The sequence below is a fragment of the Solitalea lacus genome (assembly GCF_022014595.1).
GTDB classification, from domain to species: domain Bacteria; phylum Bacteroidota; class Bacteroidia; order Sphingobacteriales; family Sphingobacteriaceae; genus Solitalea; species Solitalea lacus.
The window spans coordinates 3229952-3254794 of sequence record NZ_CP091740.1; the positions used below are offsets into that span (position 1 = coordinate 3229952).

Consider the following 24843-nt stretch of genomic DNA (forward strand, 5'->3'; position numbering starts at 1 on the left):
TCCCTCCACTCAACCTTCATTTTTTTCAATTCACTTAAGTTTTATTATATTTTTGAAGATTTAATTAGAAGTTACCAACTATGGCTACAGAAAAAAAATATAAAACCTTTAAAGAGTTTTATCCTTTTTACCTAACTGAACATCAAAACAATACAAGCAGAAGATTACACTTCATCGGTACCGGATTAGTCATTTTATTACTTCCGGCCTCAATGCTTTTTCATAGTGCTTGGTTATTATTGTTAATTCCGTTTGTTGGTTATGGTTTTGCCTGGGTTGGTCATTTCTTTTTTGAGAAAAATAAACCGGCTACTTTTCAATACCCGTTATATAGCTTAGGTAGCGACTTTAAGCTTTTTTTTGACATACTGGCGGGAAAACAGAAATTATAAAATAGAACGGCTATTAGATTATTAAGATGTAATAGCCGATTCTCTTAAAAACACTATTTGATTCCTTCATCTACATATAATCTTAATGACTTCATACTCGCCTGGGAGTCCATATATTGTTTTTCAAGCTTTTCTTGTGTTTGGGATAATAATGCTTGATCGGCTTTAATTTGTCGACGTCCTTTCTCCAATACAGGAATATCCTTTAAAAATCTTTGATGCTTTTCAACTTCTATCTTCATTGAATCAATCAATGCCCGCTGATGTAATAAATTACCTTTTACACGGTCACGTAATGCCAAATAAGCGCTATCACTTTCATTTTTAACAGCTTTAACTATCTCATCTCGTTCTGTTACTGTTCGAACCTGCTGGGCAATCATCAGATTGTAAAGTGAATCCATTGCAGCAACTTGCATTAAAGTAGTTTTATGAGCAGCGTCAATTTGTTCCTTACTTTCGCTTCCCCCGCAGGCTGTTATTACTAATACAATTAAAGGGTAGATTAGAGATGATATACTTTTCATGTGTATAGTTATTAGTTTTTAAAGGTCAAATGGTATACTGAACTCTCAATGTGAGAGTCTCATACTTAAATATAAGTTAAAAATCACTTAATCAATAGGATTACAACATGTTTAAGCAAAAAACTTTTATCAAAAAATAGACCAAAACCTACCCTACAACCAATTAGATCCGAGTTTTGAGATGATTAAGATCAAATTCAAAAAATAAAAAAAGCTGCGTCATTATTGACACAGCTTTTAAACTTATTCTTAAAACTTTATATCACATAACCGACAACACCTTGAAGAGGTGCAGCATTACATTAAATCCCTCTGCGTTGTTTTTCCTTTAAGATAAGACCAAGTTCTCGTCCCATCTGTCCGGCTATAGCAGTGTTCTCCTGAGCTCTTCTGAAAAGGTAAGGCAATACAGCTTTTACAGGGCCATAAGGGACGTATTTAACTACATTAAACTTCTCATGTGAAAGATTAAAGCTCAAATTATCACTCATACCTAACAGCTGAGAAAAATACACTTTAGAATTTTGAGCCTCAATTCCATGCTCTTCCATCAGTTTTACAAGCTTCATGCAACTTGCTTCATTATGGGTTCCTGCAACAAAAGCCACCCTATTCAAATGCTCAACACAGAACTTAACAGCCTCGTCATAATCACGGTCAGTAGCTGATTTATTAGGCTGAATTGGTGATTCATAGCCCATTTCGGCAGCTCTTTTACGCTCTTTTTCCATGTAAGCACCACGAACTAATTTAGCACCCAAATAATAATTACTGGATTCAGCTTCAGCAAAATTCTTTTTCAAAAAAGCCAAACGATCATGACGGTAAATTTGATATGTATTGTAAACAATCGGATCGATGCGGTTGTACTTTTGCATCATCTCAATTGTAAGATTATCAATTGTATCTTGTATCCAGCTTTCTTCGGCATCAATCATAACAGGAATGCCTGCCTGATAGGCTGCATGGCAAATCATATCAACACGTGAGCGAACTCTCAACCATTCGTCATTCTCATTTGAAGTTAAGGTTTCACCGCGTTGAATTTTATCTAAAAGGTCAAATCGAGCAATACCAGTAACTTTGAATACCGAAAACGGAACTTTTTTATCTTTTGTTGCACGACCAATGGTCGCTATAATTTCTTGACAGGTTTCGTCAAAGGCTTTTTCATTGTGCTCACCTTCAACAGAATAATCTAATATAGTACCAACCTGATAATTTGAGAGTTGATTAATAGTTGCTTCACAATCCTTAATGCTCTCTCCTCCACAAAAATGATTGAATATAGTTTTGCGGATTATGCCTTCTATTGGCAGACCAATATTCAAGGCAAAATTTGTTAAAGGAGGACCAATCTTTACAAGGAAATTAATGTTGATCACTTTAAAAAGCCAGAATGCTTTTTTCAACTCTCCATTCGACATATGCGAAAACGCAATTTCTGTATTATCAAAGGATAAAACTGATGATTTTACGGGCTGACTCTCTATCATGGCGCAAAGATACATTTTTTACAATTTGAAGCACAAAACAGATATATATTTAAACAATTAAATTACAATCAGTTAACAATTAACTTTTGTTTAAACGTGGTAGTTCTAAGCTTAAAACCTGATTGAATTCGACTGGAAATCGTAATTTGGCGCCATGAGTTTACAACCCATCCAAAGTTCAGGATATAAAGTAGTTTTCGGAGATGCAGCCGAACTATTGATCAGTTTTCTAAAACAACGTACTTATTCAAAAATTTTCTTTTTGGTCGACACCAATACCGGAGAGCATTGTTATCCTGGTATTGCTTTGCATATTGCTGGTGATATACCTCATGATATTATTGAAATTGATGCCGGTGAAGAAAACAAGAACATTGATATATGTATAGGTATTTGGAAAATGCTCCTTGATTTTGGTGCTGACCGCAAAGGTTTAGTAATCAATTTAGGGGGTGGCGTGGTAACTGATATGGGAAGTTTCGCGGCAGCTACTTACAAACGAGGCATTGATTTTCTCCAAATACCCACTACACTACTTTCTCAGGTTGATGCTTCGGTTGGGGGTAAAACAGGAATCGATGTTGATGCTGTAAAAAACATGGTGGGAACTTTTACGAACCCTCAATTAGTCATTATAGATCCTAACTTTTTACAAACCCTGCCTCAACGAGAATTGATTTCAGGCTTTGCAGAAATTATTAAACACGGTCTGATAATGGATAAGGCCTATTTTAAAGCTATAAAGTCGTTTGACTTCAGTAATGTTGATGAAAAAATTATTTACCGATCGGTAGAAATCAAAAATGAAATAGTTACTGAAGATCCTCACGAAAAGAACATCCGCAAAAAACTAAATTTTGGCCATACCATCGGACATGCTGTTGAGAGCTATTCATTGCAAAATGATGAAAAACCACTTACTCATGGCGAAGCTATTGCTATTGGTATGATTACCGAAAGTTGGCTATCAGCCAAACATGCGGGTTTAAGTGAGGATGAATTAAAGGAAATCTACGACTTCATTTTATCAGTCTATCCAGCCTATACAGTTTCAGAAGAAAGCTTCGACGAATTGATTACTTACATGAAAAATGACAAAAAGAATGAGGATGATAAAATCAATTTCACCCTGCTCAATACGATAGGCACATCGTCAATTAATCATTCATGCACAAATGAAGATATATTAGAGTCGATACGATTCTACAATAATCTTATCAAATAATTAACAAAAAGTAAAATAGTTTAAATTATTTATAATTTTTAACAAAAGTTTTTTGTTTTACTCAAAAAGACTTTTACATTTGTACTAATCACAAAACAAACAAGAATGTTATTAAGCAACGCATATTGGTTCTTCGGTTACTTTTACTTTTTTAGTAAAAGCCGGGACTAGTATGTAGATACGAAAGATATACTCACATAAAAGGTCCCGGCGCAAATGCGACGGGACCTTTTTCATTTTATGCACAATATGAACAGAAAAAGGGTTGCAATTCAGGGTACAAGAGCTTCGTTTCACGAAGAAGCGGCTTACAAATATTTCGGTGAAGACATTGAAATTGTAGAGTGTGTTACTTTTAAACAAACTTGCGAAGCAGTAAAGAAAAACGAGGCCAATTATGCCGTAATGGCCATAGAAAATTCAATTGCCGGTAGTTTGTTGCCTAACTACAATTTATTGCAAGAGTACAATTTCCCAATTGTTGGAGAAGTTTACCTGCACATTCAATTGCATTTATTGGCATTACCCGGGGTAAAGTTTGAAGATGTCAAATATGTTCACTCTCACCCTATTGCAATTCGCCAGTGCAATGATTTCTTTGAAGATTTCCCGCACTTGCAGGTATTGGAAAAAAACGACACAGCTGCTTGCGCAAAAAACATACGCGAGAATTTGTTAACCGACACAGTGGCAATTGCAAATCTAACCGCAGCAAAAATGTATGATCTGGAAGTTTTAGAGCGTCGCATTGAAACCAATAAAAAGAACTTTACCCGTTTTCTGATTTTATCCAAGGATGGCGTTGAATCTCCTGAAATCAATAAGGCTTCTATTTGCTTTCAGGTAGGTAACACTATTGGCTCTCTGGCTAAGGTTTTAAACATTTTTGTTGAAAACAACATTAATCTTACAAAGATCCAATCTATGCCAATTATCGGAAAACCAAATGATTATAACTTTTATGTAGATTTAGAGTGGGAAAAAGAAAACGACTACGATCACAGTATGCGTAAGCTATTAAAGACTGTAGTGAATCTGGCTGTTTTAGGAGAGTACCAAAAAAATCCAATGAAATAAACTCACCTCTCATAGCTGCGATCACATTAATTAGAAACAAACAAATTATAATAATAAGGTTAAATTAAAACTATTCAACATGAAATCATTCAACGTCCTTCCATTAAACGACTGGTTCCCAAGCGGCAATGAACCGTTAGTAATTGCCGGACCATGCAGTGCCGAAACAGAAGATCAGGTTATGGCAACCGCGCATGGATTGAAAAAAACAGGAAAAGTTAGCTTATTCCGTGCAGGTGTTTGGAAACCGCGTACTCGTCCAGGTGAATTTGAAGGACATGGCGCTGAAGCCTTAAAATGGTTACAACGCGTAAAAGAAGAAACCGGATTTCCGGTAACTTGTGAAGTTGCTACAGCAAAACACGTGGAGGAGTCGTTGGAAGCAGGCGTTGATGTTTTATGGATAGGAGCTCGCACAACAGTAAATCCTTTTTCGGTTCAGGAAATTGCAGATGCTCTTAAAGGTGTTGATATTCCGGTAATGATTAAAAATCCTGTAAACCCTGATTTATCATTATGGATCGGAGGAATTGAGCGTTTACACCGTGCAGGTATCAACAAATTGGTCGCTATTCACCGTGGATTCTCTTCATTCGAAAAATCGGCTTTCCGCAATGAACCAATGTGGGAAATGGCTATCAACTTAAAAACACAGCACCCGGAACTGCCAATTATTGTTGACCCAAGTCACATTTGCGGTAATCGTGAGTTGTTGCCTTACATTTCGCAAAAAGCAATGGACCTTGACATGCAGGGATTAATGATCGAAAGCCATATTAACCCGCAAACAGCTTGGACTGATGCAAAACAACAAGTTACACCTGAAGCGCTCGTTACTTTGATTAACAATTTAACGTTGCGTAAACCAGAATCACAAAACGTAGAATTTGTAAGTAAATTAGAACAACTTCGCCAACAGATTGACAAACTTGACGACCAGATAATCCAAAAAATGGCTGAGCGTATGTCAATTGTGGAAAAAATCGGTGAATACAAACGTGACAACGACGTTACTATTCTTCAGGTTAATCGCTGGGAAGAAATTATGGCTAAACGTACTTCATTTGCAAAAGCGTTAAACTTAAGCGAACCGTTCACTCACCGTTTACTAGACCTGATTCACAGCGAGTCGATCCGTCGTCAAACAGAAATTATGAACACCAAACCGGTTGAGCACGCTTAATTAAAAAGATTTCACAGATTAGGTATGATGCCTCCTATTGCTCAATCAGGGTAATCATGCCTAATCAATGTAATCAGTTTATATGAATAGTATTTTAGTAAAAACTACAACTCATAACATAAACGGAGAGATTACACTGCCTGGTTCTAAGAGTGAAAGCAACCGCGCACTTATTATGCAGGCACTTTGTAAGCATCCTTTCGAAATTAGGAATCTTTCCATTGCCGACGATACTGTAACACTTCAACAGCTTCTAACAACAGACATAAAAAATCATTTGACTGAGATAAATGTTGGCCCAGCTGGAACTGCAATGCGTTTCTTAACAGCATTCCTATCCGTTACGCCCGGAGAATGGCTTTTAACCGGAACACACCGCATGCTGGAAAGGCCAATTAAATTGCTGGTTGATGCGTTGAAAGAACTAGGCGCCGACATTGAATATGCAGGAAAAGAGGGTTATCCTCCATTGAAAATCAGAGGAAAAGACTTAACCTTAACCAATAATATTTCGATAAACGGAAGTGTAAGTAGTCAGTATATTTCAGCATTGTTAATGATTGCCCCTACCCTGCCTCAAGGTTTGATTTTAAACCTAACAGGCACGGTAGCTTCTCGACCCTATATTGAAATGACACTGGCCATGATGAAAGAGTTGGGTATTCAGCATAGTTGGCAGGAAGGCGCAATAGTGATTCCGCATCAGGATTATCAACCAAATAACTTATTTATTGAACCTGACTGGAGCGGTTCTTCTTACTGGTATTCATTAGCCGCCCTCTCTGACCATGCAGAAATCAAGCTAACCGGTTTAAAAGGATTTAGTTTGCAGGGTGATAGTGTGATTGCAAAAATAATGGAAGATTTTGGGGTAAAAACAACATTTGAAACAGATGGTATTCGGTTAACCAAAGTTTCGGATGAAATTACAACCAACTTTATTGATTTTGAACACTGCCCGGATATTGCACAAACCCTTGCGGTAATCTGTGCAGGTCAAGGTCACAACTGCACGTTTACAGGTCTGGAAAGTTTAAAAATTAAAGAAACTGATCGCGTAGCTGCTCTCCAAAACGAGCTGGGTAAGTTTGGTGTAACGATCACTCAAGATGGGTTAAACTATCATCTTGATTGTTCGAAAAGTTCGATAGAACCTCTTCAAGCTTCCGATATTTTAACACAGAATTCGGCTGTTTTTATCAATACCTATCACGACCATCGTATGGCAATGGCTTTTGCACCATTGGCTTTAAAGGTCGACGCTTTGGAAGTTGAGGATCCTCAAGTAACCGGAAAATCATACCCGCATTTTTGGGGGGATTTAGAAAGTGTGGGATTTGAGTTTGATAAAGCTATAACGAGCAATTAAGTTTTAGAATTACAGTTTTAGATCTATAAATTAATTTACTTCTAAAACCTAGAATCGTAATTATAATATGGCAGGCAATACATTCGGAGAAGCATTCAGAATAACAACATTTGGCGAATCACACGGAACTGCAATAGGTGTAATCATTGATGGCTGTCCGGCAGGCCTGGAATTAGATCTAAACTTTGTTCAATCAGAGTTGGATCGTCGAAAACCAGGACAGTCGAAAATCACCACTCAACGAAAGGAGTCTGACACAGCGCAAATTCTTTCAGGAATATTTGAAGGTAAATCAACTGGAACCCCTATTACTTTTTTAATTCCCAACGAAGATCAGCGTTCAAAAGACTATGATCATAACGTAGGTCCATTCCGTCCTTCTCATGCTGATTATACGTACCAAACTAAATACGGCATAAGAGATCATCGAGGAGGCGGACGCTCTTCAGCCCGTGAAACTGCTGCCCGTGTTGCAGCCGGGGCTATTGCTAAGTTACTCTTAAAGCAAGTTGCAGGCATTGAAATAAGTGCTTATGTAAGCGCAGTGGGAGCAATGAAAGTTGAAAAACCTTACAGTGAGCTTAATCTGGCAGAGGCGGAAAACAATATTCTGCGCTGTGCGGATCCAGAAAAAGCGCAAGAAATGATTGCTTACATTGATAGTGTACGCAAAGCAGGTGATACTGTTGGCGGTGTGGTAACCTGCATCGCTCAACAAGTGCCCGTAGGTTTAGGAGAACCAGTATTCGATAAACTACATGCCGATTTGGGAAAGGCTATGTTAAGTATCAACGCTGTACATGGTTTTGAATACGGCTCGGGCTTTGAAGGAGCAACCATGCTAGGTTCGTCGCATAATGATTTGTTCGAAACGGATTTTTCAACCAGAACCAATAACTCAGGCGGTATCCAGGGAGGGATCTCCAATGGCCAGGATATTTATTTCCGGGTAGCATTTAAACCAGTGGCAACTATTATGCAAGGTCAAGAAACAGTAGACAAAGACGGTAATAAGGTAGAATTGCATGGCAAAGGTCGCCATGATCCCTGTGTTGTTCCCAGAGCAGTTCCTATTGTTGAGGCAATGACTGCTTTAGTATTAGCAGATCATTATTTGCGAAATAAAAATGCTAAAATATAAAGAGGCTTCGGCCTCTTTTTTTTTCCATTACTTCATCTAAAAGAGAAATAAAATAAATTTATAAATAAGTATATATACTTAAAATTAAAATATTTTACACTTATATATTTTTTTCCATTATGTTTGGTTCGGTACTAACAATTAAACAAAATGAAAAAATTCTACTTATTAATTGCCTCGGTAATGATGGCAGGAGCAACAATGGCTCAATCTCCAGTTAAATTTGGTATTAAAGCAGGTGGTAACTTTGCAAACAACACATTCACAAATGCAGGCTTTTCGGCGTCTCCGTCGTCCCTTACCAGCTTTTTTGTTGGGGGATTAGTAACTGCTGAAATTGCTGACAAATTTGCCTTCCAACCAGAAGTCTTGTTATCATCTCAAGGATACAAATCAGGAGAGTTTAAAAACAACACACTTTATTTAAATGTCCCTTTAATGTTTAAGTATAATGTTATTAGTGGCTTAAACCTTCAAGCGGGACCACAGGTAGGGCTTTTATTAAGCGCTAAAGAAAAGCTTAATGGCGAATCAGTTGATATTAAAAAAAATTACAAAAACCTTGATTTGGGAGCCAACTTTGGTGCAGAATATCAATTTCCAATGGGGTTATTTTTAGATGCCCGTTACACTTTAGGTTTAGCAAACATTGCAAAATTAGAGGAAGGCGAATCTGGCTCAGTTAAGAACACTGTATTCTCATTAGGTTTAGGATTCCGTTTCTAAGACCAAAAAAATAAAAAAGTAAATAAAAGACCGTCTGATCAGGCGGTCTTTTTATTTTTATAAACAGAAAAAACTATAAAATCTTAAAACCATGAAAAGAGTTACAGGCATTGGTGGCATATTCTTTAAATGCAGTGATGTTGAAAAACAAAGAGAATGGTATTCCAAGCATTTGGGTATTCAATCCGGCGAGTATGGAGGAACGTTTGAATGGCGCTTAAAAGATGAACCTGACCATGTTGCATATACAGCTTGGAGCCCATTTAAGGCTGATACTGACTATTTTTCTCCAAGTGAAAAACCTTTCATGTTTAATTACAGAGTTGAGAATTTAATTGAACTACTTAAGGTACTCAAAGAAGAGGGCATTACAATCGTTGGCGAAGTTGAAGAATATCCTTTTGGAAAGTTTGGCTGGATTATGGACCCTGAAGGAAATAAAATTGAGCTTTGGGAACCTAATGACAAAAATTATTACAATGAAAATGATAACACATAATATTTTCAATTTATAAAAAAAGATTGTTCAATCTTGTAAAACAGAATTTGTATATTAAAAGCGCTATAAGGCAAATAGTTACAGAGAAGGAATTCTCTTACTTTTGCCAATCATTGAATACGCATAGACATATCAAAAACTATTTGTTTATAACAAGACGCGATAACTCTTAACTATGAAAATACTAGTTTTTGGTGCTTCGGGGCGCACCGGCACTCAAATTGTTCAACAGGCGTTAGCGCAAAACTATCATGTAACTGCATTTGCCCGCAACCCATATGGTGTGCATGTACAACATCCATCTCTTGAAATTATTATGGGTGATACCTTAGATGCGGAAAAAGTTCAAGAAGCTTTGCAGGGACATGACATAGTGCTTTCTGCTTTAGGTTTTAAAAATCTTGATGACCGGTTGGAAAGCTATAAAAATATAGTTTCAGGAATGAAATCCCTGCAAATAAAGCGACTCATTGCTGTGGGGAATATGGGCATTTTACAAGCTGACGAAAAAAATATCATTGCTCAAACCCCAAAGTTCCCAACACAGTATTTAGAAATATCCGATTCGCATTTGAAAGTTTACGACCTATTAAAAGGAAGCAACCTGGACTATACATTTGTTTGCCCTCCAAATATTCTTGACGAAAAAAAAACAGGAAAGTATCTAGTTAAATCCGAATATCATCCTGGAGGAAATTCAATTACCACAGGCGATTTAGCCGACTTCATGCTTAATGAAATTAAAGACAAGGCTTTTATTCAAAAACGCGTTGGTATTAGTAACGATAAAGCTTAAACAAATGAAAAATCAGCATAACAATTTTTAAGCCCCTTTTCCAATAAATCGCGGCGTAGATTTTTTCCTATAAATACAATCTTACTGGTTCTAACCATACCTTCTTCCCAATCGCTACCTAAAGTATAAGATGCGTTATTCATAACAGATTGAACAATATGCCGTTCATCCAAACCGGCAAAATTCAACACACCTTTTACTCTGTAAAAACTCTGACCTTGAATCACCAATAGTACATTGAGCCAGTGCCTGAACTTCAGTAAGTCTAAAGGTTGATCAAAGACAAAAGATTGCGAAACAACTTCTTCATGCTTTATCTGCATTCCCATTGGAAAGAACCTAAACCCTTGTTCTACTTTTTTAGGACTATATGCTGATAAACTCAATAAGTTAAGTTCTTCCTGTTCTCCATGCAGGGAGTTAACCAGGGAAGCATAAGGGTTTATTTTTTTTATCGTAGCTACAACAGTCATTAACTCTTCAGCATCAATTAAATCGACTTTATTAACTACAATCACATCGGAAAATGCCAACTGTTTACGAACTTCTTCTCGCTCTTTCAATTGAGAAAGCACATTTTGGGCATCAACCAAACAAATTACGCCATCCAGTTTAAAGTGTGATTGAATGATCTGATCGCCGACAAATGCAGCTGCTACTGACGAAGGATCTGCAATTCCGGTACTTTCAACCACAAGGTGGTCAAAAACAGGAATTTCTTGTATCAACTTAGCCAACACTTCGTTAAATTCTCCACTCATGGAACAACAAATACAGCCATTGGAAATCTCAAACAATTCATTGTTACCTTTAAACACCAATTCGCTATCAATACTTACATCACCAAATTCATTTTCCAGAACAACCAGTTTCTTATCCATATTTTGTTTTATAAGCTGATTCAGTAAAGATGTTTTTCCGGCGCCTAAAAAGCCGGTTAAAATGGTAACAGGAACTGGGTATTGCATTTTTATGAAATAAATAAATGAGGTATCGTCTTTATTATTATGCTGGCAAAGTTACAGCATATTTTTTATCAGGTTAAATTCAATTATTCGATAAATAAAGGTTGGTTGAACAACACAACATTAATTCTTAATATCTTTGTTTTTCACATTATTCAACCACTATTTTCCAAAATGCTATCACCCATTACTACCGGCATTTGTTCTTTTGGTTATTCAACTAAAGTTTTTCATGCGCCTTTAATTATTAACAACCACAACTTTAAATGGACAGCAGTAGTTGAACGTAACAATGAAGCCTCCAAAGAACAGTATCCCCAATTAACCATCTATAAATCGGTTGATGATTTACTGAAAGATGATAGTCTTGAACTCATCATTGTCAACACTCCCAATCAAACACATTATGATTTAGCAAAGAAAGCCTTACTAGCTAACAAACATGTTATTATTGACAAACCCTTTACAGCAACTGCAGCTGAGGCCAAGGAGCTGATATCGTTGGCAAATGAACGTCAAAAGATGCTTTCTGTATTTCATAACCGTCGCTGGGATGGTGATTATTTAATTGTAAAAAACGTTATTGAAAGTGAAGCTTTAGGAAGATTAGTTGAAGCTGATTTCAGATTTGAACGTTTTAAAACCGAACTAAATCCTAAAAAACACAAAGAGGAAGCAGCTCCGGCCACAGGTCTTTTATATGAAATAGGCACGCATATTATTGACCAGGCCATTGCATTATTTGGTATGCCACAAAGCCTTTTTGCTGATATCCGTAAAACCCGCGACGGCTCCCTAGTAGATGATTATTTCGAATTGCTATTGTTCTATCCTAATTTCAGATTAAAGCTTAAGAGTACAATTTTAGCTAAAGAAGAGCTTCCCGGTTATATATTACATGGAACAAATGGATCATTCATTAAAAAAAGAATGAATTTGCAGGAGATGCAACTTGCGGCCGGAATGACTCCTTTTGAAACAGACTATGGTGTTGAACCCGAAGCTGAATGGGGTATTCTGAATATTATAAACGACGGGGTTTCTATGAAAAAACAGTTGCCTACTCCTGTTTCAAACTATGCTAAATTTTACGAACTTGTATATGATCACATTCGTAATAAAGGACCTGTCCCTGTTAATCCCCAAGATGCCATGAAAGGCATTCAACTTATTGAAGCTGCTTATAAAAGTAATATCACAAAACAGGTTGTTAACCTTTGATGAAGGCAATTAAATTAAGTATCTTCCACCCCAATTTGTAGTTTAAAATGATTAAAAAATTTGCCATAGGCGTTGATATAGGAGGATCGCATATAACTTCGGCGGTAATTGACCTTAATAACGGAAAGATTATTGAGTCGAGCCATATGCGTATGCGTGTTAACGCACACGGAACTCCAGATAATATAATTTCTGTTTGGTCGGGATGCATTGCTAATTCGATTGAGCAAGTAGATAAAACGGAAATAGCAGGTATAGGAATAGCCATGCCGGGACCGTTTGATTACGAAAAGGGCATCTGCTTTATTCAAGGGCAAAACAAATATGATTTACTTTACGGATTAAATATTAAAACCTTACTGGCGGAAGCTCTTCAATTACCTGAATACAATTTCCGTTTTTTAAACGATGCCGCCTGTTTTTTAAAAGGAGAAACATTTAGTGGTGCTGCAGCCGGGGCCAAAACCGCTTTCGGAATAACCCTTGGAACCGGATTAGGTTCGGCCTATTTTGCGGATAATAGTGCAGAAGATGCAGACCTTTGGTGTAGTGAGTTTCGAGACGGAATGGCCGAAGATTATATTTCAACCCGCTGGTTTGTCAATCGTTACGAAGCACTTTCCGGACGCTCAGTGGCTGATGTAAAACAGCTTTCAGAATTGACAGCTACCGACGGAACTGCTCAAATGGTTTTTGACGAGTTCAGTCAAAGTTTAAGCGATTTCATACTTCCTATTTTGCGTGAGAAAAATCCTGAATATGTGGTTATAGGCGGAAACATTGCCAATGCCTGGAATTTATTCATTGGCAAGGTGCAGGATGATGTTCAAAAGGAATTCCCGAAAGTAAAGATCACTAAAGCAGAATTATCTGAGGAAGCAGCACTTATAGGTGCAGCATCTCTATTTAGTGAAGAATTAACCGTTTGATAGTGTAGCACAATTAAAGAGCTAAGCGGGAAAGTATTTCTTCATTCGCTCCACTACTTCGTAAACAGCCGGACAAATTGCAGTATTTTTTAAGGTTATATCAAGAATTTGCAACATGGGCGAGTGATCAGTGTGAGGATATTGGCGACAGGCTTTGGGTCTGTCGTCATAAACCGAACAATAGTTATCATCTCCTAAGAAAGGACAAGGCACTGACTGCAATACATAATCATTATCCTCATCAACTCTAAGGTATTTTTCTACAAAACTACCCGGTTTCATTTTTAAACGCGATGCTAAGCGTTCAATATCGCGTTGAGTAAACAGCGGCCCCGTTCCACGACAACAATTAGCACAGGTTAAGCAATCAGTATGGGCAAAAACGTGTTCATGCTGCTCGGCAAAAGCCTCATCAACATCATGAGATTTTTTACTCTTTAATCGTTCGAAATACTTCTTATTTTCTTTCTTACGCTTTTGTGCTTCTCCTTTGAGCTGTTTTAAATCAATCATCCTCATCCCCTAAAACACATTTACCCCACGCAAGGGTGAGGTAAATGGATGATATATCAAAAAGATTAGTTCTAACTGAATCTTTAGAATTATTTATTTTCTTGATGAAGATCACGTTCGTGTGAAGTATTCAGCATACTAGCAATTGCCATAAAGCTCAATACAGTACCTACAGCAATTATTCCCCAGCATACCAATGACAATAAATGTGAATCCATGATGAAACGCGCAAATGTTCCAATCATGATAACAATAACACCTACGGCTAAAAATGCGAAGTCTTTATCTATTTTGGTTTCCATATTTAAAATTTTGCCAAAAATAGGGTTTAAGTCCTATTGATGCAAATACTTCAAACTAATTAAGAAACTTTTGTAAAACCAGCTAACATTTTAATTACATTATTTAAATATGAAGATAATATCATTTTATTTTCTCACCTTTTGAAAAAATAAAATTATTTTAAGCCCCTGAATAAAATAAATATTTTTTGGGCGTTGTTTAGGTGTGTTATAATTAACGGTATAAACAGGCGAGATCGGGATATTATTATTAACTAAATAGGGTTATCGTTAATAGTTCAATAAAATGCAAAAAAGACTTAAATCAATTGTAAAACTAAAATTTGCTCTCTCTTTACTTCTTTCAACCATTTCATTATTCAGTTTCCAAACGGCTGTTGCTCAATCGGCCAAACCTAAGACTATCAAAACTATCATTATTGATCCAGGTCATGGTTATCCGACGCTAAATGCCAAGGGAAGATATAGTTATGAAGCTGATTTAACCCTCAGCTTTGGACAGGCTCTTGCCAAAAAGATACAAGACTCCCTACCGGATTGCAAAGTCTTATTCACCAGGAACGACAGGAATGATGCAGGGGGCTTCACAAGTCCTCGCGAGGCCAACCGTTATCGTGCCAGATTTGCTAATGACAACCATGGTGATTTATTTATCAGTTTGCACTGCAATTGGGCGCCGGGTAAAAAGTACAGTGAAATTGTTGATTATAAAACAACAACCTATTATACCGGCAAAGGCAAGAAAAGAAAAAAACACACTCAAAAGGTACCAGTTTACCGTACTTGGAACGGCCCGAGCGTTACTAATGGTACGGAAACTTTTATTTGGGCTGTAAATAAAAACGATTCAAAAGTACAGTTTGTCCAAAACAACACCTCTGACTCTTCAGAACTCCATGGCGAACATAGTGAACATGGAAGTTCATCATCAGGAGACGATATGTTTGACTCTCCGGAAGCCCGAATCATTGCTTCATTAATGACCAAGAAGTTTTTTGATCAAAGCCTTATGTTAGCCGACTTGGTTCAAAATGAATTTACCAAGCAAGGTCGAGTAAACCGTGGAGTGAAACAACGTAACAATGAAGGCATTTGGGTACTCCAAGCGACTGCAATGCCAAGCATCCTGGTAGAAGCTGGTTTTGTTTCTAACCCGGATGAGGAAGATTATATGAATAGTGAGAAAGGAAAAGATGAAATTGCAACAGCCATCATAAAAGCCATTATGACCTATAAGAGAAATAGGGAAAATGGAGTTAGTTATGTTCCGGTAAATACGGCCGACTAACACTTAACTCCTTCATGAAAAGATCTTAAACAGAAAGGGCTATCTTACTATTAGACAGCCCTTTCTGTTTAACTTTCAATTACTGACTTACTTCCATTTATTCTTCAAAGCAGCAAGCATTGAGTTCATATCCTGAGGCTCTTCAGCTTTACCTTTATTACCATGCTGACGATTAGCACGTTCGTTACGCATTTTTTCTTTTTCAGCTTTGGTACGTTGAACTGGAGCGCTTTCGTCCTTCATGGTAAGTCCAATTCGTTTACGATCAACATCAACCTCGGTTACGGTAACCCAAACTTTTTGTGCAACCTTAACCACTTCATTGGCATCAGTAATAAAACGATTCGACAATTGACTTAAGTGAACTAACCCATCCTGATGCACACCAATATCAACAAATGCCCCGAAATTGGTAACATTAGTAACAATACCCGGCAGACGCATACCCACTTTTAAATCGGCAATTTCATTAACATCATCGGCAAACTTGAAAGCTTCAAACTCTTTACGAGGGTCACGGCCTGGTTTATCCAACTCCTGTAAAATATCATTCAGTGTAGGCAACCCAACGGTATCGGTTACATATATCTTAAGGTCGATTTTTTTTCGCAGGTCTTTATTAGCTAACAAATCTTCAACCTTACAGCTAAGATCGGCAGCCATTTTCTCAACAATGTGATATGATTCAGGGTGAACTGCACTTCCATCCAATGGGTGTTCTCCATTTAAAATACGTAAGAAACCGGCAGCCTGCTCAAATACCTTCTCACCCATACGCGGAACCGCCATCAGATCCTTACGCGATTTGAATGCTCCCTTTTCGTTACGGTAATTGATAATATTTTGAGCTAATGCAGGGCCTAGACCAGAAACGTAAGTCAACAATTGCTTACTTGCTGTATTCACCTCAACCCCCACCGCATTCACACATGAACCAACAACCTCATCCAATTTATTTTTTAAAGCTGTTTGATCCACATCATGTTGGTACTGGCCTACCCCAATTGATTTAGGATCAATTTTAACTAGTTCGGCCAATGGATCGGCTAATCGACGACCAATTGAAACGGCACCACGCACTGTTACATCATAATCCGGAAACTCTTCACGCGCTACTTCTGAAGCGGAATAAACAGATGCTCCGGCCTCATTTACCATTACCACCAAAATATCTTTCGGAAGCTCTTTTATACCGAGTACAAATGATTCTGTTTCACGGCTTGCCGTTCCGTTACCAATGGCAATCGCCTCAATCTCAAAACGCTGGCAAAGGGCCAAAACAGTAGCTTCTGCCTCAACTATCTTTCCAGCAGAAGATGCAGTAGGATAAATAACGGTGTTCTCCAATAATTTCCCCTGCGGGTTTAGCACCACTACTTTACATCCTGTACGGAAGCCCGGGTCAATAGCTAAAATACTTTTCTGACCCATTGGTGAGGCCAATAATAATTCCCGAAGGTTATCTGCAAAAACCACAATAGCTTTTTCATCAGCCGTTTTCTTGGTCAGCAAACGCATTTCGGTTTCTATCGAAGGAGCCAGCAAACGTTTGTAACAATCGTCAATAGCTATTTTAACTTGCTCAGCTGCTTCTCCCCTGTTCTTTACAAATAAACCTTCTATAATCTCAATTGCATCTTCCTTAACAGGTGCAATATCTAGACTCAAAATCATTTCTTTCTCACCACGACGCATTGCCAGCAAACGATGAGAAGGACAGTTTTTCAATGGTTCAGACCACTCAAAGTAATCACGGTATTTAGCGCCTTCTTCTTCTTTACCCTTCATTACCGCTGAGGAAATCACAGCCTTATCGGTAAACAGCGCACGCATTTTCTCACGGCACACCGCATCTTCGTTCACCATTTCAGCAATGATATCTCGCGCGCCCTGTAAAGCTTCACTTTCATTGTTCACTTCTTTTTCTGCGTCAATGAATTTTGCTGCTTCAGCATCAATATCTTTCAATTCCTGAGCAAAAATAACCAAAGCCAATGGCTCCAAGCCTCGCTCTCGTGCAATAGTAGCTTTGGTTCTTCGCTTTGGTTTGTACGGAAGATAAAGATCTTCTAAGCGGCTCATCGTTTCGGCTGCAAGAATATCTTTCTCCAACTCGTCGGTCAGCTTGCCTTGCTCACGAATAGAATTAAGAATTGTTTCCCGGCGCTTATCAAGATCACGTAAACGTTCTATCTCATCACGAATAGCGGTAATAGCCACCTCATCAAGACTGCCTGTTAACTCTTTACGATAACGAGAAATAAAAGGAATTGTAGCTCCTTCGTTCAACAATCCTACCGTTGCTTCTACCTGGCGGCTGCCGATGCCCAAATCCTGGGCAATCTTCAGAAAGTATTTTTGCTCTGACATGATTTTTAAATGAGGCTGCAAATATAACCCTGTCTTTTTAGCAAAGGGAGAGATTTTTAAAAAAGATAGGTAAGAGTTTTAATATGAATGGGTTGCTTTAACCATTGTAGATTTTCTCATTAGGCAAATGTAAAGTCAATCTAAAATTTCGGTAAATTTCAACCACAAAGCACATAGTCAACCCAGAAAAGATCATGGTTCCCATGCACTTTGTGGCTGTGCAATTCTGAAGATTAAGATATGATTCAAGTCTTAATCACTTTTTCTTCTGATCTTTCAATTCAATTACAATCACTTTAACTTCGGTATCACCAATGTTTTTTGCCATATGGGTTACGGCATCAAAATACATAGCTTTCCCAGCAGCCAATTCTACAGTCTCAGGCGATTTGCCTTTGGCGGTAAACTCCAGCTTACCTCCTGATAGTATGTAAGCAATATGATTAGGATGTGAGTGCCAGGGAACTTCTTCTCCTGGCTTAATGACAGCTTCCATCACACGCACATGAGCATTATCAAGCAGTACTTTTTGATACTGACCGGGCGCTACTTTTATTGGATCCTGAGCCTTAGCAGCAATTGTAATAAACATTAAGCCAAGTAGAATTACCTGAAATTTGAGAGCGTATTTCATAGTTACCTCCTGTTTTTATAATGGTAAATTCTGAATCAACAAAAAGAATTAAATACAAATAAGAGCGCTGTTGGGAATGCTGAAAGAATGAGAAACTGAAGTGTATTAATGTTGAGCGGTGCTAATACTGTTTATCGACAAATAGTTTACAAAGTTTCGATAAAAAATATGACAATAAAAAGTTTAAGTTCAGTTATTTGAAACCTTTAGGAAGGATTTTCTTCTATTATATGAAACAGCCGGGTATATCAAAGGCATTGCCTTCCGAAATGAAATTAATAAATTTAAAGCTCAAACTGGTTAGTAATGAAAAGAAGTTCGTTTGTAAAAGCATCGCTGCTTTCGGTTGCAATTCCCTCCCTGGGTTTTTCTAATGAATTAGTTACCAGAAAGAAAAACCCTCTTCGTTTTGCTCACCTGACCGATATCCATGTAAAGTCGGGTATTGTTCCTGAAACAGGCATGACAAAAGCATTGCACCAGGTGCAACAATCAAAAGTTAAAGTAGATTTTATCATAAATGGAGGTGATGCCATTTGGGACGCTTTGGAAGCAGATAAAGCATCTACCCGAGCACAATTCGATATTTTCAACAGTATCTTAAAGAACAACAACAGCCTTCCAATACATCATTGCATTGGCAACCATGATATTTGGGGGTGGTTTTCAAAAACCGATGGACTTAACTCAGATAACCAATACGGCAAACAATGGATAGTTGATGAATTCCAAATGCCGAAACGTTATTATAGCTTTCAAAAAAGCAAATGGCATTTTATTGTTTTGGATAGCACACAGTTAAACCCTGCCGGAGGATACATTGCTAAAATTGATGAAGAACAACTGGAGTGGTTAAAACAAACTTTACAAAATATACCGAAAGAAAATTACATCTGTATCGTTTCACATATTCCTATACTTTCCATTTGTGCAGGTTTGTTTTTTGAGAAGACAGAGAGTAATGGAGATCGATTGTTCAAGCGAAATTTGATGCACATTGATGCCATTGATCTCAAAAAACTATTCATTGAATATCCTAATATTAAAGTGTGTATCAGTGGACATATCCATTTACAAGATGAACTGGAATATTTAGGAGTTAAATATTATTGCAATGGTGCTGTTTGCGGGGGATGGTGGAAAGGTAAATTCCAGGAATTTGCACCAGCATATGCTGTTATGGAATTGCATGATGATGGTACAAGTTCCAGAACAATGTACACTTATTAATTAACTGTTTATTAAAATTTTATAGCGTAATCGGCAAGATATTTTTTTTTATAATTTAATCCCAGACATATTTCCAATCACCATCCATTTGTTTCTTCCATACGGTATGAAATATTCCTTTATATTCCTTTAGAACACCTTCTTTGTTCTTTACTTTCCAGGAATATTTACCGTATGTATACCCAAATGTTCCGCAATCAGAAACGTCTATATAATCTGGTGTCCAGTTTACTGTTGCATTTTTAGTATTATTTTTGTCGTAATAAATTTTAATATTCTCATTCCCTTTAATTAGGGTATCATTTTCCCTCTTTATTACGGCCTTTTCATCTGCAAAATAATAGAAAGCTTCTGCTATACCTTTCTCTGCTGCCATCTTTTCAAATGCTTTTTCAGTTTGAAAAATTTCATTTTTGATTTCATCTTTATTAGAATGATGACATGAAGTAATCAACAGAGCACTTATCGATAGAAAAACAATTGCTTTCACTTGAATATATTTAGTCATTACAGGTTGCATTAGAAAAAAAGACCTTAGTTTTAGGCCGACTATGAAACCGGCCATCTGTATCTAAAAGCCAATTAATTTTAAAAGACTTAGTAAAGCTAGCGATGTCAGCTTAAAATCCAGCCTTTACATCTTTATTTTCTTCAGTACTTAGGCCTATTTTGTGGAGCACCAATTTTTCTCCTATTTTATCAAAAGAAATTTCCACCCAGCCATTATAGGTTTTCTCGTTCTTTGTTATCTGTAATGGCAAATACTTACGATTGGCGTCTGCCCAAGGTCCGGTCCAATGACTGCCATTATTGTCCGTAATTTTTTCACACAAAATAGTTGCCGGATTCATTACCCATGTATAACCTTCATAGTTTTTTGTAATTACATCAAACTTATTGAGTGCAAGTGATTCTTGCCGTGCATCGATCAAGAAACCAGAGTGATTTTTTGCGTTAGCGTAAAACTGTAAACGGTCGATTTCCAATATAGGATCACCTACCAATAACACTCCAAAAGAGAGGTCATCAATACCGTCATTGTCATAGTCGATTTTTTTAGTTTGCTGATACTTGACCTCGGCATTTTGTAAATCCACATAATTCATTTCCGGATGCTTTGTCGGTTCTACAGGTTTCTCTTTTTTACACGCCATTAACAACAATAGCATGGAAATCCCCAGAAAAACGTTCTTTTTCATAGTTAAATGTGTTTAAAAAATTAATTTTTAAAGATGTAGTATGTCCTGAACAGAAAATTAGGCAGATAAACTGTTCCTTTGGGCAAATTTATAAAACTGCAATTTTATATCAACAATTATTGTAAAATAAGCGCTCCCTGTGTAATATTAGACACAGCAGACATTGACCTTGTATCCAGACAATTATGCTTATCCTGCCTTAGCTGTACTTCTTCTTCTAGACTAGCTGTTGTTGTTTCCATCTTTAGAAAATGTGGGGTCGGATTCGCTCCTGAATAACTAGGGCCTCTATAAGATGCGTCTGATATACTACATGCTATAAAAGATAGAGTGCCTAAAACAAGGGCGAGTAGAAAGGCGAAATTCAGTTTATGATTCATGATATTTTTTTGAATAATTTCCCGAATCGTTTAATGTTGCTCGTACTTTAGATTTCTATTGAGGAACAGCAGGATTATGCCGAATAGAAAGAAGATAGACTCAATCACAATCCATTGATTGCCAAATCCGCCTAAGGGGCCATCAATAAAAATGGTGATTAATCTTGATAGTGCATATGAACACCAAAACAAAGTAAGAAATTGCACTGCAACGATAACCCTTTGAAACAGGAGATAACATAAACTAATGACGATAGTTAAGCCAACGCCGCCATAAATACCCCTGATAGAACTTATTGCATCAGTATTGGTTAAGTTCACCCTAACCAGATCCATGGTGGCTTGTGGGTTATAAAGAGACAGCAGGCTTACTGAACCTAAACCCAGAATTGAGATACCGACAAAGAGGGTGTTGCCGACTTTAATTGCTTTTTGTTTTTTCATTGCCTTAAAACTTTTATTTAAGACAAAGTTAGGGTCGATGTAAAAACTTAATCTTGGTAAATACCAAGATTAAGTTTTTATTGTGAGTTTATAGCAAACTCATTTTATCAAGGGTAGGTATTTAACTTTGTTATCGTAGATAATCCAGGCTAGTACAGCTCCAAATGCAATTGCAATTGGTAAGCCACTCATGTCTATAACGATATTGGTTAGTAATATCCCAACCATTACCGGAAAAAGAATCAACGCTCCTATTGCCCTGGTTTTTGGTATGACCACTAACAAACCACCAACAATTTCAGCTATTCCAACCAATGGTAAAAGCCAACCTATTTCCATTATGGCAGTCATTACTTTTACCATTCTTTCGGGTAAGTTGCCTGGCATTGGCATATAGTTTAAGAACTTATTAAGCCCCGCATTGATAAACATTAAACCAAACAAGAGCGAGAGCACAAATAATACTTTACTTTTTATTGAACTTTTCATTTTTTCTGTTTTTTGAGGTTAACACAAATGATTTTGATAGTGTAAAGATGCATGGCTTTTTTTTCAATCAGGAGGTGTGAAAGCGACAATTGAGAGGGTGATTTTCAACAAAAACCCAAGCCTTTGATTACATTGCTATATGCTCAATAAGGCTTAACAAAGAATAGTCATTAAACTTAAAGGGAAAGAATAACTAGTGTAATTCCATTAACTTCTTCAATTGGTTAAAGATGGTTTTTTAATGGATTATTGAGATAACGGCTCCTCCTAATGGTTTATGGTTTGAGTATTCAAGCCCTAATAAATTGGCTATGGTTTGGGCTATTTGCGTGAGATAAAGTTGTCCTTCTGTTTTGATTTCGCCTAACGGCTTGGTGTCAGGACCAATAGCGGCCAGCCATACATCCCCTGCTCCTACAATATCAAATCCATGGCTTTTCCATTTTCCCTTTTTCGCATCCCCCCGACCGTGATCAGTCGTAATAAGCAGCGTGGTTTTATCTTTATAAAAAGGGTTGGTTTGAACAAAATTCCATATATCGGCAATGAACTGATCAATGTAATTTGCTGATTGCAGATAATTTTCATATTTACCTTTATGTGCCCATTCGTCGGGTTCGCCATAACCAATAAATATGACTCTTGGATTATGCTTCTTCATGTACTCCATTGCCAAGTAATGAGTAAATACGTCGAAACGTACACCTCCAAACAACTCTGGAACCTGATTTTGCATGGTATTTAGGAGTTTTATATTAGCACTCCCTTGTTCATTTTCAGCCCGGCTAAATCCGGTATTCACCGGAATTTTGGACCGATTGGCATTTACGATATATGGAAATACATCCCATGAACTAAAAACAGCTACTTTACCTTTAAACTCTTCGATATTGTTTAAAAACTCCAAAACGGTAATATTCGGATTGTTCCTTTTTTTATTGCCCCCAATTAAGGTATCAACATATCCACATAAAATTTCGCAATAACCAGGATATGACACCCAATGAGGGTTTGTCGCATTTACTTTGTTGTTCAAGCGGCGATTGCCATAAAGCTGTCCTTGTTGAGCAAGGGTTTGCCACATAAAAGGCATTAATTTTTGCCTGCGCTCATTTTCAGTTGCTCCCCAAAATCGCGTAACTGTGTTAAAGGTATTTGCCGTATATTCTTTATTAAATACCAAGGCTGAATCTGCCCCTGTAAATAATTCCTGCCAGCGGTAACCATCCAGGGTAATAAGTATAATGTTCTTCGTTTTATGCTCAGATTGAGCAAAAACATTGAGAACAAAAATGGATAGCATCAGTACAAGCAGCTTTTTCATAAGGCAAATGAGCTGATGAATTAAGATACAATTTTTGGCTCATATTCCCGTACCGTAGTGACAAAGATCTTTCCATCCATTGATTAATGTATTGGCTATTATTAACGGCTATTTGGCGAATTAAACAGAAATAACGCATGCAGTATATCCTCAAGATTTAATTAACAATTACAGCATGCATATTATCCACACGATTTTCATCCAACTTAAAATAATATGGATCGATTGCTACTGACCGAGGTTTCTTATTTACTATTAACGTTAATTGATTTTTATTAGCCTTAAAATGGTGTTCCTTAACCGGGTAAGCTAAAAAACGGCATGAAACTTCCAATAGGTAAAAACCATAAACAAGTAAAGCGGTTAATTATAAATGATACTGAATAAACAAATTAATTATCTTTCGTAAAAATCAAACTCATTGGAAACTACTCAAACCGGCTCAATAATCAAAAGTTTTATCATTGGCTTTTACCTGGTATTATTACTTTGGATTGTAAAATGGATAGAGTTTAAGTTTGATATTAGCTTTGCACATTGGGGCATTTATCCTCGAAGCATAAACGGACTAAAAGGCATTTTAACAGCTCCCTTCATCCATGCAGACATCAACCATTTGGCATCTAACTCCCTTTCCTTGCTCATCACGGCAACTATGCTGTGGTATTTCTTTAAAGAGTTGGCTATTAAAACTATTTTCAGTATTTACCTACTTACGGGGTTAGGTGTTTGGCTTTTTGCAAGACCTGCAATACATATTGGAGCAAGCGGTGTTGTTTACGGTCTCACTTCCTTTTTATTTTTTAGTGGATTATTCAGAAAAGATCCGCGATTAATGGGCTTATCCCTTTTGGTGGTATTTTTATACGGTAGTTTAATTTGGGGTATCTTTCCTATAAGCCCTGAGCTTTCTTGGGAATCACATTTAACAGGAGGCGTTATTGGAGCGTTACTGGGTTATTTCTTCAGAAATCAAGGCCCACAACGTAAAACTTATGCGATTGAAAATGAGGATGAGGAAGAAGAGTTTGACGATGAATATTGGAATGAGGAAAACAAAGACGATGAAGAATCTAAACCTGATAGTTTATTGCACTAAGTATTGTTGATCCCTGTACTTAACA

Annotated in this window: 26 protein-coding genes; 14 read left to right on the forward strand and 12 right to left on the reverse strand. The window is 37.2% G+C overall.

The features are described from left to right. Nucleotides 1-80 precede the first annotated feature (80 nt). Nucleotides 81-392 (forward strand): Mpo1-like protein, encoded by a 312-nt coding sequence (locus L2B55_RS14020; RefSeq protein WP_237846759.1) that lies wholly within the window; start codon nucleotides 81-83, stop codon nucleotides 390-392. 53 nt (nucleotides 393-445) lie between these two features. Here the strand turns inward: L2B55_RS14020 and L2B55_RS14025 are convergent, their stop codons facing one another. Both L2B55_RS14025 and L2B55_RS14030 read right to left on the reverse strand, forming a co-directional pair. Next, nucleotides 446-919, reverse strand: a complete 474-nt coding sequence (locus tag L2B55_RS14025; protein ID WP_237846760.1) for a hypothetical protein — start codon at nucleotides 917-919, stop codon at nucleotides 446-448. Between the two features lie 302 nt (nucleotides 920-1221). Beyond that, a complete protein-coding gene (locus tag L2B55_RS14030) occupies nucleotides 1222-2415 on the reverse strand; it encodes a proline dehydrogenase family protein (RefSeq protein WP_237846761.1) in 1194 nt (397 codons plus the stop codon). A 154-nt stretch (nucleotides 2416-2569) separates the two neighbouring features. On the opposite strand from L2B55_RS14030, the gene aroB reads away from it, so the two are divergent. From aroB to L2B55_RS14070, 8 genes are all read left to right on the forward strand, one after another. Next, nucleotides 2570-3640, forward strand: coding sequence for a 3-dehydroquinate synthase (aroB, locus tag L2B55_RS14035; RefSeq protein WP_237846762.1), 1071 nt, complete (start codon nucleotides 2570-2572; stop codon nucleotides 3638-3640). A gap of 249 nt (nucleotides 3641-3889) precedes the next feature. After that, nucleotides 3890-4717 (forward strand): prephenate dehydratase, encoded by an 828-nt coding sequence (locus tag L2B55_RS14040; RefSeq protein WP_237846763.1) that lies wholly within the window; start codon nucleotides 3890-3892, stop codon nucleotides 4715-4717. A 79-nt stretch (nucleotides 4718-4796) separates the two neighbouring features. Beyond that, nucleotides 4797-5900, forward strand: coding sequence for a chorismate mutase (locus tag L2B55_RS14045; protein WP_237846764.1), 1104 nt, complete (start codon nucleotides 4797-4799; stop codon nucleotides 5898-5900). 82 nt (nucleotides 5901-5982) lie between these two features. After that, entirely contained in the window at nucleotides 5983-7269 is a 1287-nt protein-coding gene (gene aroA / locus L2B55_RS14050) for a 3-phosphoshikimate 1-carboxyvinyltransferase (protein WP_237846765.1), read from the forward strand. A 67-nt stretch (nucleotides 7270-7336) separates the two neighbouring features. Continuing rightward, entirely contained in the window at nucleotides 7337-8410 is a 1074-nt protein-coding gene (gene aroC / locus L2B55_RS14055) for a chorismate synthase (protein ID WP_237846766.1), read from the forward strand. A gap of 150 nt (nucleotides 8411-8560) precedes the next feature. Beyond that, complete coding sequence (locus L2B55_RS14060; RefSeq protein ID WP_237846767.1) at nucleotides 8561-9136, forward strand: porin family protein; 576 nt, start codon at nucleotides 8561-8563, stop codon at nucleotides 9134-9136. A gap of 91 nt (nucleotides 9137-9227) precedes the next feature. After that, entirely contained in the window at nucleotides 9228-9635 is a 408-nt protein-coding gene (locus L2B55_RS14065; RefSeq protein ID WP_237846768.1) for a VOC family protein, read from the forward strand. A 175-nt stretch (nucleotides 9636-9810) separates the two neighbouring features. Next, entirely contained in the window at nucleotides 9811-10431 is a 621-nt protein-coding gene (locus tag L2B55_RS14070; protein ID WP_237846769.1) for an NAD(P)-dependent oxidoreductase, read from the forward strand. On the opposite strand, the gene L2B55_RS14075 is transcribed toward L2B55_RS14070, so the two are convergent. Then, complete coding sequence (locus L2B55_RS14075; RefSeq protein ID WP_237846770.1) at nucleotides 10428-11399, reverse strand: CobW family GTP-binding protein; 972 nt, start codon at nucleotides 11397-11399, stop codon at nucleotides 10428-10430. The two genes, L2B55_RS14070 and L2B55_RS14075, sit on opposite strands and share 4 nt — an antisense overlap. A gap of 171 nt (nucleotides 11400-11570) precedes the next feature. On the opposite strand from L2B55_RS14075, the gene L2B55_RS14080 reads away from it, so the two are divergent. Together L2B55_RS14080 and L2B55_RS14085 are read left to right on the forward strand one after the other, a co-directional pair. After that, on the forward strand, nucleotides 11571-12617 hold the full coding sequence (locus L2B55_RS14080) for a Gfo/Idh/MocA family oxidoreductase (protein WP_237846772.1): 1047 nt from the start codon (nucleotides 11571-11573) through the stop codon (nucleotides 12615-12617). A 47-nt stretch (nucleotides 12618-12664) separates the two neighbouring features. After that, complete coding sequence (locus L2B55_RS14085; protein ID WP_237846773.1) at nucleotides 12665-13546, forward strand: ROK family protein; 882 nt, start codon at nucleotides 12665-12667, stop codon at nucleotides 13544-13546. A gap of 21 nt (nucleotides 13547-13567) precedes the next feature. On the opposite strand, the gene L2B55_RS14090 is transcribed toward L2B55_RS14085, so the two are convergent. Then, on the reverse strand, nucleotides 13568-14065 hold the full coding sequence (locus L2B55_RS14090) for a YkgJ family cysteine cluster protein (RefSeq protein WP_237846774.1): 498 nt from the start codon (nucleotides 14063-14065) through the stop codon (nucleotides 13568-13570). 83 nt (nucleotides 14066-14148) lie between these two features. Then, on the reverse strand, nucleotides 14149-14361 hold the full coding sequence (locus L2B55_RS14095; RefSeq protein WP_237846775.1) for a hypothetical protein: 213 nt from the start codon (nucleotides 14359-14361) through the stop codon (nucleotides 14149-14151). A 286-nt stretch (nucleotides 14362-14647) separates the two neighbouring features. Here L2B55_RS14095 and L2B55_RS14100 point away from each other — a divergent pair, with 286 nt between their 5' ends. Further along, nucleotides 14648-15649: an N-acetylmuramoyl-L-alanine amidase family protein gene (locus L2B55_RS14100; protein ID WP_237846776.1), complete on the forward strand. Its 1002-nt coding sequence runs from the start codon at nucleotides 14648-14650 to the stop codon at nucleotides 15647-15649. A gap of 87 nt (nucleotides 15650-15736) precedes the next feature. On the opposite strand, the gene L2B55_RS14105 is transcribed toward L2B55_RS14100, so the two are convergent. Together L2B55_RS14105 and L2B55_RS14110 are read right to left on the reverse strand one after the other, a co-directional pair. Continuing rightward, entirely contained in the window at nucleotides 15737-18019 is a 2283-nt protein-coding gene (locus L2B55_RS14105; protein ID WP_237846777.1) for a Tex family protein, read from the reverse strand. Nucleotides 18020-18275: 256 nt separating this feature from the next. After that, complete coding sequence (locus L2B55_RS14110) at nucleotides 18276-18653, reverse strand: cupin domain-containing protein (protein WP_237846778.1); 378 nt, start codon at nucleotides 18651-18653, stop codon at nucleotides 18276-18278. A gap of 306 nt (nucleotides 18654-18959) precedes the next feature. Here L2B55_RS14110 and L2B55_RS14115 point away from each other — a divergent pair, with 306 nt between their 5' ends. Then, nucleotides 18960-19883, forward strand: a complete 924-nt coding sequence (locus tag L2B55_RS14115) for a metallophosphoesterase family protein (RefSeq protein ID WP_237846779.1) — start codon at nucleotides 18960-18962, stop codon at nucleotides 19881-19883. A 55-nt stretch (nucleotides 19884-19938) separates the two neighbouring features. Here the strand turns inward: L2B55_RS14115 and L2B55_RS14120 are convergent, their stop codons facing one another. From L2B55_RS14120 to L2B55_RS14140, 5 genes are all read right to left on the reverse strand, one after another. Further along, entirely contained in the window at nucleotides 19939-20391 is a 453-nt protein-coding gene (locus L2B55_RS14120; protein WP_237846781.1) for a YybH family protein, read from the reverse strand. A 112-nt stretch (nucleotides 20392-20503) separates the two neighbouring features. After that, on the reverse strand, nucleotides 20504-21082 hold the full coding sequence (locus tag L2B55_RS14125; protein WP_237846782.1) for a hypothetical protein: 579 nt from the start codon (nucleotides 21080-21082) through the stop codon (nucleotides 20504-20506). 410 nt (nucleotides 21083-21492) lie between these two features. Continuing rightward, on the reverse strand, nucleotides 21493-21906 hold the full coding sequence (locus tag L2B55_RS14130) for a DUF4345 domain-containing protein (RefSeq protein WP_237846783.1): 414 nt from the start codon (nucleotides 21904-21906) through the stop codon (nucleotides 21493-21495). Nucleotides 21907-22005: 99 nt separating this feature from the next. Beyond that, entirely contained in the window at nucleotides 22006-22395 is a 390-nt protein-coding gene (locus L2B55_RS14135) for a DoxX family protein (protein ID WP_237846784.1), read from the reverse strand. Between the two features lie 238 nt (nucleotides 22396-22633). After that, on the reverse strand, nucleotides 22634-23719 hold the full coding sequence (locus L2B55_RS14140; RefSeq protein ID WP_237846785.1) for a phosphoglyceromutase: 1086 nt from the start codon (nucleotides 23717-23719) through the stop codon (nucleotides 22634-22636). Between the two features lie 421 nt (nucleotides 23720-24140). Here L2B55_RS14140 and L2B55_RS14145 point away from each other — a divergent pair, with 421 nt between their 5' ends. Next, entirely contained in the window at nucleotides 24141-24818 is a 678-nt protein-coding gene (locus L2B55_RS14145) for a rhomboid family intramembrane serine protease (protein WP_237846786.1), read from the forward strand. Nucleotides 24819-24843: the final 25 nt, after the last annotated feature.